General features: G+C 40.2%; 16 protein-coding genes and 1 tRNA gene. 9 read left to right on the top strand and 8 right to left on the bottom strand.

What is annotated here, in order from left to right:
* Window positions 1-4 precede the first annotated feature (4 nt).
* Window positions 5-943 carry a 1-phosphofructokinase gene (gene fruK / locus ABLA76_RS15325; RefSeq protein ID WP_285810237.1) on the bottom strand — a complete coding sequence of 313 codons (939 nt, stop codon included), beginning with the start codon at window positions 941-943 and terminating at the stop codon, window positions 5-7.
* A gap of 328 nt (window positions 944-1271) precedes the next feature.
* Between fruK and mtr the strand changes: the two genes are divergently transcribed.
* A complete protein-coding gene (gene mtr / locus ABLA76_RS15320; RefSeq protein ID WP_348988580.1) occupies window positions 1272-2516 on the top strand; it encodes a tryptophan permease in 1245 nt (414 codons plus the stop codon).
* A gap of 130 nt (window positions 2517-2646) precedes the next feature.
* The gene (gene yeiP, locus ABLA76_RS15315; protein ID WP_348988579.1) at window positions 2647-3219 is read left to right on the top strand and encodes an elongation factor P-like protein YeiP; all 573 of its coding nucleotides are present in this window, start codon (window positions 2647-2649) and stop codon (window positions 3217-3219) included.
* Between the two features lie 77 nt (window positions 3220-3296).
* On the opposite strand, the gene ABLA76_RS15310 is transcribed toward yeiP, so the two are convergent.
* Together ABLA76_RS15310 and ABLA76_RS15305 are read right to left on the bottom strand one after the other, a co-directional pair.
* Complete coding sequence (locus ABLA76_RS15310; protein WP_047769326.1) at window positions 3297-3608, bottom strand: type 1 fimbrial protein; 312 nt, start codon at window positions 3606-3608, stop codon at window positions 3297-3299.
* Window positions 3609-3890: 282 nt separating this feature from the next.
* Window positions 3891-4226: a type 1 fimbrial protein gene (locus ABLA76_RS15305; protein WP_348988578.1), complete on the bottom strand. Its 336-nt coding sequence runs from the start codon at window positions 4224-4226 to the stop codon at window positions 3891-3893.
* 464 nt (window positions 4227-4690) lie between these two features.
* Here ABLA76_RS15305 and ABLA76_RS15300 point away from each other — a divergent pair, with 464 nt between their 5' ends.
* Window positions 4691-5395 carry a phosphatase PAP2 family protein gene (locus ABLA76_RS15300; protein ID WP_348988577.1) on the top strand — a complete coding sequence of 235 codons (705 nt, stop codon included), beginning with the start codon at window positions 4691-4693 and terminating at the stop codon, window positions 5393-5395.
* Window positions 5396-5739: 344 nt separating this feature from the next.
* Window positions 5740-6327, top strand: a complete 588-nt coding sequence (gene mepS / locus ABLA76_RS15295) for a bifunctional murein DD-endopeptidase/murein LD-carboxypeptidase (protein WP_348988576.1) — start codon at window positions 5740-5742, stop codon at window positions 6325-6327.
* Between the two features lie 92 nt (window positions 6328-6419).
* On the opposite strand, the gene ABLA76_RS15290 is transcribed toward mepS, so the two are convergent.
* The 3 genes from ABLA76_RS15290 to rsuA all read right to left on the bottom strand — a co-directional run bounded on the left by ABLA76_RS15290 (window position 6420) and on the right by rsuA (window position 9300).
* The gene (locus ABLA76_RS15290) at window positions 6420-6764 is read right to left on the bottom strand and encodes a YejG family protein (RefSeq protein ID WP_285810235.1); all 345 of its coding nucleotides are present in this window, start codon (window positions 6762-6764) and stop codon (window positions 6420-6422) included.
* Between the two features lie 604 nt (window positions 6765-7368).
* Window positions 7369-8559: a Bcr/CflA family multidrug efflux MFS transporter gene (locus ABLA76_RS15285; RefSeq protein ID WP_047769333.1), complete on the bottom strand. Its 1191-nt coding sequence runs from the start codon at window positions 8557-8559 to the stop codon at window positions 7369-7371.
* A gap of 33 nt (window positions 8560-8592) precedes the next feature.
* The gene (rsuA, locus tag ABLA76_RS15280; protein ID WP_348988575.1) at window positions 8593-9300 is read right to left on the bottom strand and encodes a 16S rRNA pseudouridine(516) synthase RsuA; all 708 of its coding nucleotides are present in this window, start codon (window positions 9298-9300) and stop codon (window positions 8593-8595) included.
* Window positions 9301-9570: 270 nt separating this feature from the next.
* Between rsuA and ABLA76_RS15275 the strand changes: the two genes are divergently transcribed.
* Both ABLA76_RS15275 and rplY read left to right on the top strand, forming a co-directional pair.
* The gene (locus tag ABLA76_RS15275) at window positions 9571-11328 is read left to right on the top strand and encodes a DEAD/DEAH box helicase (RefSeq protein WP_348988574.1); all 1758 of its coding nucleotides are present in this window, start codon (window positions 9571-9573) and stop codon (window positions 11326-11328) included.
* Window positions 11329-11506: 178 nt separating this feature from the next.
* Window positions 11507-11788 carry a 50S ribosomal protein L25 gene (rplY, locus tag ABLA76_RS15270; protein ID WP_047769337.1) on the top strand — a complete coding sequence of 94 codons (282 nt, stop codon included), beginning with the start codon at window positions 11507-11509 and terminating at the stop codon, window positions 11786-11788.
* Window positions 11789-11870: 82 nt separating this feature from the next.
* On the opposite strand, the gene yejK is transcribed toward rplY, so the two are convergent.
* Entirely contained in the window at window positions 11871-12878 is a 1008-nt protein-coding gene (yejK, locus tag ABLA76_RS15265) for a nucleoid-associated protein YejK (protein ID WP_047769339.1), read from the bottom strand.
* 276 nt (window positions 12879-13154) lie between these two features.
* Here yejK and ABLA76_RS15260 point away from each other — a divergent pair, with 276 nt between their 5' ends.
* The 3 genes from ABLA76_RS15260 (at window position 13155) to ABLA76_RS15250 (ending at window position 15304) form a co-directional block, all read left to right on the top strand.
* Entirely contained in the window at window positions 13155-13382 is a 228-nt protein-coding gene (locus tag ABLA76_RS15260) for a YejL family protein (RefSeq protein ID WP_047769341.1), read from the top strand.
* Between the two features lie 30 nt (window positions 13383-13412).
* A complete protein-coding gene (gene yejM / locus ABLA76_RS15255) occupies window positions 13413-15152 on the top strand; it encodes an LPS biosynthesis-modulating metalloenzyme YejM (RefSeq protein WP_348988573.1) in 1740 nt (579 codons plus the stop codon).
* 75 nt (window positions 15153-15227) lie between these two features.
* Window positions 15228-15304: transfer RNA gene (locus ABLA76_RS15250), tRNA-Pro, on the top strand.
* 133 nt (window positions 15305-15437) lie between these two features.
* Here the strand turns inward: ABLA76_RS15250 and aac(3) are convergent.
* The gene (gene aac(3), locus ABLA76_RS15245; RefSeq protein WP_348988572.1) at window positions 15438-16250 is read right to left on the bottom strand and encodes an aminoglycoside 3-N-acetyltransferase; all 813 of its coding nucleotides are present in this window, start codon (window positions 16248-16250) and stop codon (window positions 15438-15440) included.
* Window positions 16251-16437: the final 187 nt, after the last annotated feature.

Raw genomic sequence — 16437 nt, 5'->3', positions numbered from 1 at the left:
TTAATTACCTGACTGAAATTAACTCGATCTTCGCCATCATTGATGCAAGTTCAGTACGGCTTTTAATCCCGACATTCGGCTGGCTAACCGTAAGCGCAGAAACTGCGGTCGCCAGGCGCAATGTGTGTTCGCTGGATTCTCTCATCAGCAAACCATAGACCAATCCTCCAACCATAGAATCCCCGGCCCCAACTGTGCTGACTACTTCACAATGTGGTGGTTTTGCCAACCATGAACCAGAGGCATTGACCCATAATGCTCCCTGCTCTCCCAGTGAAATAACAACGTGGGCGATCCCCCTATTGCGTAATTCATGAGCTGCATCAATAACACTATCCAATTCCGGCAATGGCCTACCCGCCCAAATCTCCAATTCATGGCGATTGGGTTTTATCAGCCAAGGTAATGCCTTAAGGCCAGCAACAAACGCTTCACGGCTACTGTCGAAAATAACGCAGGGACAAGACTGTCGTAATTGCATCATCCAATCCGCAAATGATTCTGCTGTAATTCCTTCGGGCAAACTACCGCTGACAACAACCATATCGAACTGCCCCAGCCATGTCAGAGAATCACTGACAAACCGACTCCATTCTTCTTCTGTCACATGAAAACCAGAAAAATTGAAATCTGTCACTTCACCCTGTTTTTCAGTCAGTTTGACATTAATCCGCGTTCGCCCAGAAACGAGATGAAAACGATTTACCATCCTGTTTTCGCTAAAAAACTGCTGAAACCCTCCCTGATTCTCTCGTCCCAGAAAACCACTGACAGTCACATCAATACCTAAATCACGCAGTACCTTTGCAACATTGTTTCCTTTACCAGCTGCGTGAAGCCCTGCCGTCTGTACACGGTTAACATGTCCCTTAACAATATCTGGGCATAAGCCAACTAAATCATAAGCTGGATTTAAGGTAATTGTGGCAACTCGACGGCTCATCTTGCCCGGTATCTCCTGAATAAACAGTCATAAGTAATATTAAGTTTTATCTGTTATTTATAACATCAAAATTGAATCGTTTCAGTTAAAATTACTACCCAATTGATCATTATGTTAATGCAATCTAAAAGTAAGAATATGCAACGGCATAATTTCTTGCGATTCGTGAAATCTATTGCGCAAACTAATACCGGACTCCCTTCTGGCAGGTTTTCTCAGATACCTGTCCTACCTTTGTATATATTTTCTTAATTATTTGTTTACACATATAATTTATTTATATATCGTTGCGCTAGTACAAGGTAACATCATTCATCAGGGAGTCTATATGTCCATTGAGGTAACGCAAAATTTGAAACGCCCCTCTATATTTGGTGGCGCTATGATCATTGCCGGTACTGCTGTCGGCGCAGGTATGTTTTCCATTCCGATTGTCACATCAGGTGTCTGGTTTACAGGATCAATCATTTTGCTGTTATATACCTGTGCATGTATGTATTTCTCTGGTCTGATGATTCTGGAAGCCAATATGAATTACCCTGCTGGCTCCAGTTTCCATACGGTCACTAAGGATTTGTTAGGCAGAGGCTGGAGTACCCTTAATGATTTATCCATCGCCTTCGTTCTGTATATCTTAACTTATGCTTATATTTCAGCAGGTGGCTCAATATTCTCTCACAATATCGAGAACATTATTCCGCTACCTCAATCAATATCTGGATTATGCTTTGCCTTTATCGTTGCCTTTATTGTTTGGGTATCGACTAAAGCAGTCGATCGCTTAAGCACTATCTTGATAGGCGGCATGGTCATTACCTTTATTATGTCTGTCGGTGGTATGTTTACCGAAGTTAAGCCAACCATCTTATTTGATCAAGCTAATACCCATTCAGACTATTTACCCTATGCTTTAATCTCGTTACCTTATTTATTAGCCTCATTTGGTTTTCACGGCAACGTTCCAGGGCTGGTTAAGTATTATAATAAAGACAGTAAAGCCGTCACACACAGCTTGCTATACGGGGCATTGATAACATTAGCGATTTACATTTTATGGCAGTATGTTATTCAGGGGAATATTCCGCGTGAAGCCTTCAAACAAATCATTGCTGATGGCGGTAATATCGGTAACTTATTGCAACAGATAGATAAAACCTCTGACAATACAACAATGGGCCAACTCTTAAATGCCTTTTCATATATGGCTTTGGCGAGTTCTTTCTTAGGTGTATCATTAGGGTTATTTGACTATCTGGCAGACTATTTTAAATTTGACGACACTGGCAAAGGTCGTTTTAAAACAGCACTGATTACATTCGTTCCCCCGACTGCATTGTCACTGATTTTTCCAAACGGTTTCCTCTATGCCATCGGTTTTGCTGGCCTGGCAGCAACCATCTGGGCAGTTATTGTTCCGGCTTTAATGGCCCGAGCAAGCCGTAAACGCTTTCCGACATCCAGCTATCAGGCTCCGGGCGGTAATTTTTTGATTGTCTTTGTTATCCTATTCGGTTTGATAAATGCGCTAGCACACATTCTCTCTTTGTTTGATTTGTTGCCAGTTTATCGTTAATGTTTTCCTGCCACCCCAGTATTTTTACTGGGGCATTCATTCACCTCTTGCCTAATAGACCAACTGCGAGTAATTTTGTCGCCACTTCAATATTCATTCCACTATTTCCTTGTTTTTACGGAAGGTATCTATGGCTAAAGCCAATGAAATTAAGCGCGGCGCTGCAATCAGCTACAATGGAAAGCTATTATTAGTTAAAGACATCGATATTCAATCACCCAGCGCACGTGGTGCCAGCACGCTATATAAGATGCGGTTTACTGATATTCGTACTGGTCAGAAAGTGGAAGAACGTTTCAAAGGTGATGACATTCTTGAAACCATCACATTGACCCGCCGTAGCGTAAATTTTTCCTATATTGATGGTGATGAATATATCTTTATGGATGACGAAGATTTCACCCCTTATCACTTCAAAAAAGATCAAATCGAAGAAGAACTGCTATTTATTCCCGAAGAAGGTTTACCAGGCATGCAGGTCCTGACAATGGATGAGCAATTGTTAGCGCTTGAATTGCCGCAGACTGTTGATATGGTCATTGAAGAAACATCACCAGGTATTAAGGGGGCATCAGCGAGTGCTCGCACTAAACCGGCGAAAATGAGTACAGGATTGACTATTCAAGTTCCCGAATACTTGAGTTCGGGTGAAAAAATCCGCATTCATATTGCAGAGCGTCGCTATATGGGACGTTGTGACTAATTCTTTATCCTTAAATATGAGTTGCTCTTTTGACGAGAATAACACTTGATGCAAAGAGCAACTCATCGTCTTTGAAGTTAGAAGTAATCCACATTAACAATTGCCACACGTTTCTGATTATCAGTCCACTTCACGCTGGAAACCCCTATGTTACCAGGAAGCATGACACCGCCTTTCGTTTTGTGAGTTGAAATGATTTGTTTAACAGTGAGATTTTTACCTAATCGATAGCAAGAGATATTGGCTTGAGTGTTTGATATCACAACTTGACATCCTGGATCAACAATCGCACCTGAAAACCGAATGACTCCTCCTTTAGATTCGGCATATCCATAAGAAAGCCATGAAACCAATAAACAACTCATTAACAGCTTAAGATAATTTTTCATGGTTACCTCACTTTCGTTTTTCCATTAACTAAAACTCAGCTACCTTTTATTCCTTCATTCCCATAATAACTATTTCACGTAAGAAAAATACGACATTGATAACTTTTATTGATAAATATCAAAAGTCATTTTTTAATTAAAAAATAGGTACACTATTTTTGTTGATTAATGAACAAAACTGTTATTAACAATCATTACTTGAACTAAATCACAGATAAGTTTATTGATTTTATTTTATATTATTTAGCTGAAATAAATAATTATTATACTTTTATGTAACATCTAATGATAAGTTATAGTAACAATACCCAATTCCTTATTTTTTCCGACCCATTTTATTTCTTCTGTTCCAATATGTTTTACAACAGATAATGGCGACTTACTATCCTTTTGATATTCTATGTTTTTTTCTTTAATTAACTGTTTACCATTATACCAGCAGACCATTTCAGTATGCTCTTTATCCCAACTAAATTGGCATGGAGACTCAACGATAGTTCCATGAAAGTAAATAGTTCCAGAACTGGAGGAGGATGAAGAATTCACCATTACAGGATAATAAGATAAAGACATGAACAAAAAAGTTGTCATTTTTCGTAACATTCGCAACATAAGCATTCAACCTCCACGACAAGTGTTATTATCTTTTTTCAACTTTAGCCCGCGCCAATTTGAAAACCAGATAATGGTGTAACGCTTTGCTATATAACGATATAACGTCAAATGAAACTTTTTCTTTATACCTTTTATTAATTTTAACCACAATTCGATATAATATTCTAATAAATTAGAATATGATAAAATCAATTGATAGTTATTTAATAATAGTCAGGTGCTGACATTGCATCAAATATATATTATCGGTACTGCCGTGGGGATTTAGCTATTTTTTCGATATCATAAAACTATTTACACATTTGACAACAATAAAGTTTAGCGATGAACTATACAAATATACTGATATAACCACACCTTAACCACAGTATCTGATGGTGATTACGCTTTCTCATAAATTTTGTTATAGTCCTTTCCTAGGTTAATTTGTCTACCAAACTCCACTTTACGTGTTAAATAGGTATCTCATGACTCGCAGTCACACGTTCGCTATATTTATTCTCAATATCCTTGGTATTGCCCTGTTCCTCTCATGGTACTTGCCTGAGAATCACGGCTTTTGGTTCCATATTGATTCCGCTATCTTTTATTTTTTTAATGAAAAATTATTACCCGATTCGAAATTTTCCCTATTTGTCGCTATCTTGAATATTAGGGCATTCGATGTCATATCACTTTTATGCATGGGCTTACTTTATTACAGTGCATTTCACAAACAGGATCACGCTGGCAAGCGCCGACTTTTCATGATTGGTTTAGTGATGCTTATCTCTGCCGTTATCATTAATCAAATAGGTCATCAAATCCCCGTCAGCCGCCCAAGTCCAACGCTGACATTTGAAAATGTTAATCGCATAAACGAAATAACCCATTGGCATACAAAAGATTCCTCCAAAGACAGTTTCCCTGGTGATCACGGTTTAATGCTCTTAATTTTCAGCAGCTTCATTCTGCGTTATATCTCCCGCAGTGCATTCTGCATTGCTCTACTGATTATGGTCGCTTTTGCTCTTCCCCGTATTATGGCAGGTGCTCACTGGTTTACAGATATTGCAGTAGGCTCTTTATCTTTAACATTGATAGGCATGAGCTGGATATTGCTAACCCCATTAAGTGATATTATGGCAACATGGCTAGACAAGAAATTACCGCATATTAGACGCGATAATTAAACTCATAATATTGAGGAGATAGCTGTTATCTCCTCAATATCATCTCATATTTATTAAAACAGTATAAAATAGCAACAAATCATTCTAACCTATTAGTTCCTAATCTGATTTTTTGTAAAGAACTCTTTTTGTCTCTCGCTTTTTACTCATGATTTCAGTAATCTTTCCTGCGTCCTGTTTATTAAAATAACATGTTTTGTAAAGATAATAATAAAATGTGTTGCTTCGCACACTTTATGGACAGAAAATTTGTTAATTCACCCTATTCTGACTAGGCTTTAGAACATTTAGTGTTTTCATGGTGGTGATAAGTCACGTTAAGGACTGCGAGGAAAAATCAATAAATGGTTAAATCTAAACCAACACTGAGATACATCTTGCGGCTGATACCCGCAATTATAGCGGCAGTAACACTGACCGCATGTAGTTCACCAGATTCTAACCTACGCAATAAACAAACTGAGACGCATGCAGTAAACACTGGAAAACATTATTTACTGCAAGCATCTCAGGATGAATTTGAAACGCTAGTCAACAAATTAGATATCAAGTCTAAGATACTCAATCAATACGCTGACTGGAAAGGTGTAGCCTATCGGCTTGGTGGAAATACCAAACGGGGTATCGATTGTTCTGCTTTTGTGCAACGTACTTTTCATGATCAATTTGGTATGGAGTTACCACGTTCCACATCAGAACAACAAAATATAGGACAAACCGTTAGTCGCTCTAAATTGCGGGCGGGTGACCTGGTATTGTTTAAGACAGGGGTTCGCAGACGTCATGTCGGTATCTACATCGGCAATAATCAATTTGTTCATGCTTCAACCAGTAATGGGGTTATCGTTTCCAAATTGACCGATACTTACTGGAGTAAACGCTACTATGGTGCAAGGCGAGTGTTATCAAATAACATAAAAACCTCGGTTTGACCGACACCTAACGTGTTTTATTACTGAAATTTTCCCTTGCAGGCATTAAAAAACGCTTCCGTTTAAGAAGCGTTTTTTGTCAATGGGTAAAATCATAGTGGATACAGCGCAGTTATATTTTCTGCAATTGCAGCGCCTAACGTCTTTAAACGACATATCACTGCACTCTCATCTTCCTTAGCAAAAAACAAACAGGGTTCTCCTTCCCATCTAATCACAGCACTCGGTATCTGCATATCAGCAATAGACTGATTTATAACATGCAAAATTTCCCGTGCTTCTTCGCCTTCGTGGCTTAATAATTTCAGCCCCATCAGGCTATTTCCTGAATCTGTTTCTTCTGCTGGTAAAATCTCAACTTTTGTACCAACGAAGCCAGTTGACCACCGATAACTTTGCGGCAGTCTGTGTACTACCGAAAGTTGGATATTATTCACGTATCATTCCTATCAGAAACAACATTAATACATCTAACCACCAGCTGTAGATTATCGATTCGTCAAAACCGAATAACCATTCAACAAAAAAGTAAATAAAAGGTTAAAATAAAAATTGGGTTATCGCACTTACTTCACTTCCTACTTCACGAAAAGTGCGATTCAGCTCGCATTTTATATATATTTATACTGTTTAGGTAAAAAATTCAACTTATTTTTATGCAAAACAGCAACCTTTAATTCAATATTTATTTACATATTTGTTTCTTTCAAACGTTACCGAGTGCCAATAAAACCACAATCGTTTTATTTACAATAGGTTAAATAATGACAACCCTATAATCTTCCATAGTCATAAAGCTATCATAGAAAATTAACAAAAAAGCAACATATCGGCACTAACTGGATATGATAATATTAAAAATTCCCTATATTTTTTGATGATTACTCGATAATTCCTGTTTATCAGGTTAATCAATAACCCTCTAAAGGTTCAGAGTTCTCTAGGCAAAACAAAAGGCCATCCCATATCGGCAGATGGCCCCTAAAAATATTTTATGTCTGAGCGTGATTGCTTTCAAAATATGACTATTTATGATGCTGATTATTTATACGACTTACTGCGTGCATAGATAATAAGCATCATTGCTAATGTCACGCATAATGCCATTGAGCCTACCAGCGGCCAGGCATTTTTCTCAGGCAATAAAGACAAAATAGCGCCCACCAATGCAGCAATACTAAAACGGATGGTTCCTGCCAGTGAAGAAACGGTTCCAGCCATGTGGGGGTAATCGTCCAACACAACCGCCATAGTATTAGACGTAATCATAGAAATTCCGCTGATATAAATGGCAACCCCCATAACCAGAGAAATAAACCCCAGATCAAACAAGGTACTAAACAGTAACCATAATCCCACGACAAATTGAACACACAGTCCAATATGCAACATTTTTAATGGGCCATATTTGCGTACACACTGGCTATTGATAGTTGCCGTGATGAACAGAAAAATAACATTCAGCCCAAAATAGTAACCAAAATGCTGTGCAGGTACACCGTTCAGTTTGATGTACACAAATGCACCAACACTGAGAAAAGAGAACATTCCAGCAAAGGAGAAACCACTCGCTATGATGTAGCATAGTACCTGACGTTGACGAAACAGCATGATGAACTGTCTTACAGTCGTTTTTAAGTTAAATTTCTGCCTTTTCTCTTTAGGTAATGTCTCTTCTATGAAGAGAGTCACCAGGCCGACAGCTATGACTGCAACCAGAGCAATCGACCAAAAAATAGCATGCCAGTTAAACCATACCATCAACATCCCACCCAACATGGGAGCCAATAAAGGGGCGATGATCATCACCAATGTCACAAAAGACATACTGCGGGAAAATTCCTCTTTTGTGAACCTATCACGCATCAGAGCATTGATAACCACACCAGCCGCCGCCGCAGAAAATCCATGTAAGAAGCGCATGGAAATAAAGGTATCAATATCTTGTGCTAAAGCACAGGCAACAGAAGAGATAGCAAAAACAATGACACCGCCCAAAATGACTGGCTTACGTCCTAAGCTATCTGACATTGGCCCATAAATCATTTGCCCAATAGCAAAGCCCAAAATATAGCTACTCAGCGTCATTTGTACCAGGCCATCACTGACACCAAAACTCTCAGCGATCGTTGGCATACTCGGCAAATACATGTCAATTGCCAATGGCATTAACATAGAAAGCAAACCAAGGATCAACACTAATCCCAAATAAGACGAACGCTGTTGTTGCACGCAGTTACTCCTGAATCAATTGAAGGATAAAAATTAGGGGGTTAGAATTTGTATACTGTTGATCTCATTATCAGTCAGCGCCCGATATTCTCCTGGCTCTAATGCAGGATCGAGATAAATTTCGCCGATTCGCGCCCGATGAAGCGCAACAACATGATTTCCTACTGCGGCAAACATCCGTTTTACTTGGTGATAACGCCCTTCGCTAATAGTCAAACGAACAAGTTCAGGCTCAATAATTTCCAGTTGTGCGGGTTTTGTCAGTGTTTTTTCCCCATTTAACTGCACCCCTGCCAGAAATTTTTGTTCGGTATCCTCAGTGACAGGGTGTTCCAATCTCACAAGATAAGTTTTTTCGCAGTGATGCTTGGGAGATGTAATACGGTGTGACCATTGACCATCATCCGTCAACAAAACCAACCCTGTCGTGTCAATATCTAAACGCCCTGCTGAATGTAATTGATGAGAAACAGGCTCATCGATGAAATACAAAATTGTCGGGTTTGACGGATCATCAGTCGAACATACATATCCCTGGGGTTTATTCAACATGAAATAACGTGGACCATTGAGTTGTTGCAATATCGTGCCATCATAGGCAACTTGTTGATCGGACTTTAATTTATAGGCTCTTGTTTTGATGATCTCATCATCGACAGTGACTCGCCCTGCCCGCAACTCGCGCCCCACATCGTTACGGCTAATACCTAATTGTTGTGATAAAAATTTATCCAATCGCATGAATAGATGTACCTGACAAAAATAAACACATATGAACATGTCCTTGATATTACAAACAACTTCAAGGCCACTATTGGGATACAAGATTAAACAGATAATTCATAAAAAAATTATCACAGCAGTAACTATAGCAACAATAAGCTACACGTTATAGCCCACCTGATCCTAGAAAAATAATAACGAATTATTTCTCGACGGCAGGCTTCAATAAAAAATGTTATTCTCTACAGCAATTATCTTCTACCTGATATTTGTGACAGTAACATAAAAATGGCTTTTACTTTACGTCCTTATCAACAAGAAGCGGTAGACGCCACTATTCGCTATTTTCGCCAGCACAGAGATCCCGCCGTTATTGTTTTGCCAACAGGGGCGGGCAAAAGCCTTGTCATCGCTGAATTGGCAAAGCTGGCTCATGGCCGTGTTTTGGTACTAGCACATGTCAAAGAACTTGTTGCGCAGAACCACAGCAAATATTGTGCTTATGGATTGGATGCAGACATTTTTTCCGCAGGGCTAAATCAAAAACAAAGTGCAGGAAAAGTCGTTTTTGGCAGCATTCAGTCCATTGCCCGCAACCTGGATTGCTTTGACCACCATTTTTCACTGCTAATCATCGATGAATGCCACCGCATCAGCGATGACGAAAACAGCCAATACCAACAGATCATCCAGCAACTTCGAAAAAACAATCCCCAAATCCGCATATTGGGTTTAACTGCAACACCTTATCGCCTCAACGCTGGCTGGATATATCAATATCATTATCATGGCATGATCCGGGGTGACGAACGCTGTTTTTTTCACGAGTGTATTTATGAACTGCCATTGCGTTATATGATTAAGCATCATTTTCTGGTTTTTCCAGAAAGATTGGACATGCCTGTCATGCAATATGATTTCAGCCAAGTACGAACCAGCCAACAAGGGATATTCAATGAAGCGGAATTAAATCGGGAGCTTAAACGCCAAAAGCGTATCACTCCTCATATCATTAGACAGATCGTTGAATATGCACAAAATCGAAAAGGTGTGATGATTTTTGCCGCAACAGTCGAACATGCGAAAGAGATCTTCCAATTGCTGCCTACAGGACAAGCCGCGCTAGTCAGCGCAGATACTCCACCATCTGAACGGGATCACTTAATTACGGCATTCAAGGAACAGCAACTCCGCTATATGGTCAATGTTGCTGTACTCACAACAGGATTCGATGCTCCTCATGTTGATTTAATCGCCATATTGCGTCCCACAGAATCTGTCAGCCTTTATCAGCAAATCGTCGGGCGCGGTTTACGTTTATTTCCTGACAAAAAAGATTGCCTGATTTTGGACTATGCTGGCAATCCTCACGATCTTTACACGCCTGAAATCGGTAACAGTAAACCCAACTCACAAAGCCAGCCCGTTCAGGTATTTTGCCCTATCTGCCAATTTGCCAATACTTTCTGGGGGATATGCACGACAGATGGAGAGATCGTTGAGCATTTTGGGCGACGCTGCCAAGGTTGGGCAGAAGACGAAAATGGGAAACGTCAACAATGTGATTTTCGTTTCCGTTTTAAATCATGCCCCCATTGTGGAGCAGAAAACGATATCGCGGCACGACGCTGCTATCGTTGTGAAGAAGTCCTCGTCGACCCCGATGATATGCTGAAAGCAGCCTTAAAACTAAAAGATGCACTGGTGCTACGTTGTGGTGGTATGCAACTAACACCAGGTCACGACAATAAAGGAGAATGGCTCAAAATCACCTATTACGACGAAGATGGGGCGGATGTCTCTGAGTTGTTCCGTTTATCGACCCCAGCCCAAAAGAGAGTATTTGAACTGCAATTTCTTCGCCAGCATCAGCGTGCACCAGGAACCGTTTTTCGCTGGAAAACAGCAACAGACGTTGCTAATCAATTGCCTTTATTGCGTCATCCTGATTTTGTTGTCGCGCGTAAAAAAGGGCACTTTTGGCAAATTAGAGAAAAGGTTTTCGACTACCAAGGGCGATTTAGACGGGCTGATGATTTATCCTAAATATGCCAAACAGGCTATCCACTAACCAACCGGAAAGCATATTTATATTTGCTGTCATATCGGTTTTTCGCTAGAATGCCGCCCGCTTAACGTAATAACTCATGTTAAGCCAAGTATCGAACCTGCTGCTGGGTCGCCTGTAGCAGGATTTATTTTCTTCTTTTACAGAGAAAAAATAATGTTAACTATTAATGCAGAAGTACGTAAAGAGCAGGGCAAAGGTGCGAGCCGCCGCCTGCGTAGAGCTAACAAGTTTCCAGCAATCATCTATGGTGGTAACCAAGAACCAGTTTCTATCGAACTGGATCACGATGCAGTTATCAACCAAGAAAGTAAGCCAGAATTTTACGACGTTCTGACCCTGGTTGTTGATGGTAAAGAAACTAAAGTTAAAGTGCAGGCAGTACAGCGTCATCCGTTTAAACCTAAACTGACGCACATCGATTTCCTGCGTGCTTAATTAGCCACAGTCGAGCTTTTATCGGGACGCCGAGTAAATAACGCCGCAATTGCGGCGTTATTTATTTTTACAACCTGGTGTATTAGCGATTACCACCACCATGACGTTGCAATTGATCGCGCAAATTCGGTGGCGTTCCCTTAATCGTCAACGTATCTGTTACGGGATCCCAAAAAATTCGTTCTCCCATCAACATGGCATCAAAGTTAATGGTTAATCCTCCACCACTACCTGCAAATTTTGTTAATTGGCGTAACGTTCCGCGATCGGCTGGGAAGCTCTCTTCCAGTTCATAGCCTTTTTCCTGCGAAAATTGCTGAAAATTTTGCTCACCCAACGAAGGTAACTCCCGGGATAGCGCTTGTAACTTAATTTCCTCGCCCGCCTGTAACTGTTCATTACAATAACCATAAACTTGCTGGCGATAAGCCTGGCGTTCATTTTTGTCCAACTGTGCCGACTCACAATAATCATCCAAAGCCTGCAAAAAACCTTTATTTTGGACTTTGGCATTCATGCCTTCACTGGCAGCCAGGAAATCCATAAAAAAGTCTGAAACCTTGCGCCCTACCCGCCCTTTTAAGAACGTCAGGTAACGACTGGATTCAGGATTGGTTTCCCACTCTGTCAGATCGATTCTTGCGATAATATCAGCATGGGGAATATCAAGATATTGCGTCGTATTGACATCGAGTTCATCGTTGACGGACGTGCTGTTACAACTATTAAGAACTGCAATCAGTAAATATTCCACAGCAAGATAACGATATTGACAAAACAGCACCGTTCCCCCTTCTGCGAACGGGTACTTTGACAACTCATCTTTCAAGCGAACAGTTGCAGCCCGGCTAAATCCGAGAAAATCGTCATCTCCTTTACGTAGATGACGAAGTGATCCCGCCAGCTCACTTTCTTCACTGAACAAACCATAAGCTTTACTTTTCGCGCTATATACACGATGCAGCTCTGCCATCATCTCTTCAACCACTTGGTTGGTATCCAGCAAAGCATCACGCAAAATTACTTCCAACGTCTGTTCATCACGTTTAATCAACCGGTGTAGCGCAATCTGGGTAATTTCCAGACTCATTATTTATACTCCTTTTGCAGCTTTGGCCCATATAGGGCCGTGCGGTTAGCGGCGTATTCAAACATCGTTATCTTTCTGCTGCAACCAAAAACCCAATTGACAAAAATACTCACCATTTAATGGTCAACAGCCTACATATCAAAGAGTAAAATGAGGCAGTATATTCAATATTGCAACAACTCCGGCAGCAGAGAGTTAATTTGTCATAAAAAAAGCAGAAAATCCCCCCTCTATACGGTAAGATATGGGGCTTTGTACATCCAGGATATTTGATTTATGCCACAGTCATCTCGCTATAGCGATGAAAAAGTTGAACATTTATTAACTGAATTAGTAAATGTTTTCGAGAAAGATCATACTCCAACTGACCTGACCTTGATGGTTTTGGGTAATATGGTAACAAATTTGATCAATACGAGTATTGCTCCTGCACAACGCAGACAGATCGCAGACTCGTTTGCACACGCGTTGCAATCTTCAATCAACGAAGATAAAGCGCATTAATCTTTATTAACACGTTGACGTAAAGAAAATATGGTGACTCGCTGTCAGCATTACCGCGAAAAAGTTTCTCAAATGATCAGTTGGGGACACTGGTTCGCACTGTTCAACATAATGTTCAGTCTTGTGCTGGGCAGTCGCTATCTATTTGCATCTGACTGGCCGGGTTCACTGTTTGGTCGCATCTACGCGCTGGTCAGTTGGCTTGGTCATTTCAGTTTCATTGTCTTTGCCATCTATTTACTCATTTTATTTCCGCTAACATTTATTGTTATGTCTCAGCGGCTAATGAGGTTTCTTTCAGCCACGTTGGCAACGGCAGGTTTAACACTACTGATATTCGATTCCTCCATCTATGTTCGCTTTCACCTGCATTTAACGCCATTGGTTTGGGATTTAGTCACCAACCCAGAACAAGGTGAATTAGCAAGAGAATGGCAACTGATGTTCATCTGTATTCCTTTGATTTTTCTAATACAGATGCTTTTTGGCACATGGAGTTGGCAAAAGTTACGTAGCCTGAGCCGTCAACGATTTGGTAAGCCACTGGCAGCAGTATTCATTACTGCTTTTGTCGCTTCACATCTCATGTATATCTGGGCAGATGCCAATTTCTACCGTCCGATTACCATGCAGCGCTCAAACTTACCCATTTCTTATCCAATGACCGCCCGCAAGTTCCTTGAAAAACACGGCCTATTAGATCAGCAAGAATTTCAACGCCGCATTAACCAACAAGGCAATCCCACAGCCTTGGGTGTCAATTATCCGCTGAATAATTTATCTTATCAGGATACTGGACGCGGTTATAACTTACTTCTGCTAGTCGTGGACGGGCTGGATCAACAAGACATCACCCATGATATGCCAACTCTGGAACATTTCGCTAAGAACAATATCCAGTTCACTCAACATTTCAGTACAGGTATTCAAGATGACACTGCATTGTTTGGTTTATTCTATGGCATATCATCAGGCTATCTGGACGGTATTCTTAACGCCAGAAAATCCTCAGCACTTATTGATGCCCTGACACATCAAGGGTATCAATTTGGCCTCTTTTCTTCAGATGGATTCCAGACACCACTTTATCGCCAGGCCATACTGACCGACTATTCATTGCCAGAAGCTAAAAGACAAAACGATAACTTAGCCGTGACGCAATGGAGCCAATGGTTAGATCTACGAAATGGCTCCACGCCATGGTTCTCATTTCTGGATATTAATGGTTTTGTACCTTCCTCCGGTAAATTTGATAAGAAAGCGCTGGATACTGAAATCAGCCATGTTTTAGAAGCCCTGAAGACTAAAGGTGCCTTAGATAAAACAATCATTGTGATTACAGCTAAACAGAGTAAAGAAACAGCAGATAACAGAGCAAAATGGTTTACGGGTGACAAATTCAATCGTGAACAGCTCCATGTTCCTCTGATAATCCAGTGGCCTGGCACCCCAGCACAAACTATCGATAAGTTGACCAGCCATCAAGATATCATGACAACCTTGATGCGCCGTTTATTGCACGTGACTAATTCTCCTGATGATTATTCCCAGGGTGAGGATCTCTTTCATGCCCAAAGGGAAAATCCATGGCTTATTACGGGTGATAATGGTTCATTAATTGTTACGATGGCCCAAAATACTGTCTATCTTTCCAAGGATGGACAGTATCATCAGTATGATTTAGAGGGTAATGAAATTCAGGATGCCAAACCAAACCTTGCCCAATTATTACAGATATTAACAGAAGTAAAACGATTTTTAGCAAATTAATCGTTTAAAAATCAAACGGTCACTAAATTAGGGGCTTGCTTTACAAATAAAAAACGGTAATATAAGAGAAGTCATCGGCATGTAGCGCAGCTTGGTAGCGCACCGTCATGGGGTGTCGGGGGTCGTAGGTTCAAATCCTATCATGCCGACCAAATTTCCCTAGAAAAACCAGCCTGTTACGGTTGGTTTTTTTATGGGTGGAATTTGTTCTTGGTAAAATGAGGGTAAAACGGGGCCGCCGGAAATTTAAAATTTATTAAAATAATTGTTTATTTATTCCCTCCTTTATTTCTCCATCCAATGTACTGCATAATCCAATATCTCTTTAGCAGGCACAAGCAATGTATTAGCAGATCCGATGGTGCCTTCAATAATAACCTCTGAATGCTCATGACAAAAATGTTCAACAATATCTTTAAAATAACCTTGATGAAACCTTTCACAAACAGGATCTACAGTATCAAATTCCTTTAACATCACCCATTCTACTTGGTTATTTTGCAATAGTGGGACCTCCATTTTTCTAATACGCTTATTGGGAATATTTGCCAAATGTTCAGCATGATGCAAAAGACTCATGGTTTGATATGGAGCGCCAATCATAAGAATTTTACCCTGACGCTCTACCAATTTTGCAAATGGTGAATCATTACCATAACCATAATCTAATGAATGATTCTCTACGAAATATTCAGCATTATTTCCAATAGCGACGACAGAAGCACCAGGGTTTTGGCTTCTAATAGCTCCTTTAGTTGTCCTGACACACTCAGCGAATACACCATGATCTTTGCTTGCTCGGGAAAATGATCGATCATATGGCATGATTTCTGATTTTAATTCTGATGGGACATAACCGTTTACATCCAAACTATCTTCATAATTTTGTTCCCAATTCGTATAACACAATAATACTCCTTCAACTCCCAAAACCGTTAAAATAGCGTGGATAAGAGCATCTGCACCATTCAAACAATTGCCTACAGATCGCATAGCAACATGAGCCATCACAACATCACCTTGTTTTATGCCTATCCTTTGTAGCTGCTGAACAAGCATCGATTGTGTCCAATAATTATCTTCACCCACTTTGACCATATATTTACCCTCACTCTTTGTTTAAGTTTGGTTTATTGCATATTCTTCCATTTGGGGCTACCTTATCTATGTGTACTCAAAATCCTACTTAATTTAGTACACCCTCATTTGCTTCTTATTTCGCTCTTCCCCTCCCTGGATTCAGGGAGGGATTTTTGTCGTTGAAAATTTTATAAAACGAATGTTT

The sequence above is a fragment of the Xenorhabdus sp. SGI240 genome, assembly GCF_040081915.1.
GTDB classification, from domain to species: domain Bacteria; phylum Pseudomonadota; class Gammaproteobacteria; order Enterobacterales; family Enterobacteriaceae; genus Xenorhabdus; species Xenorhabdus bakwenae.
This window is presented reverse-complemented; position numbering and strand designations above follow the sequence as displayed.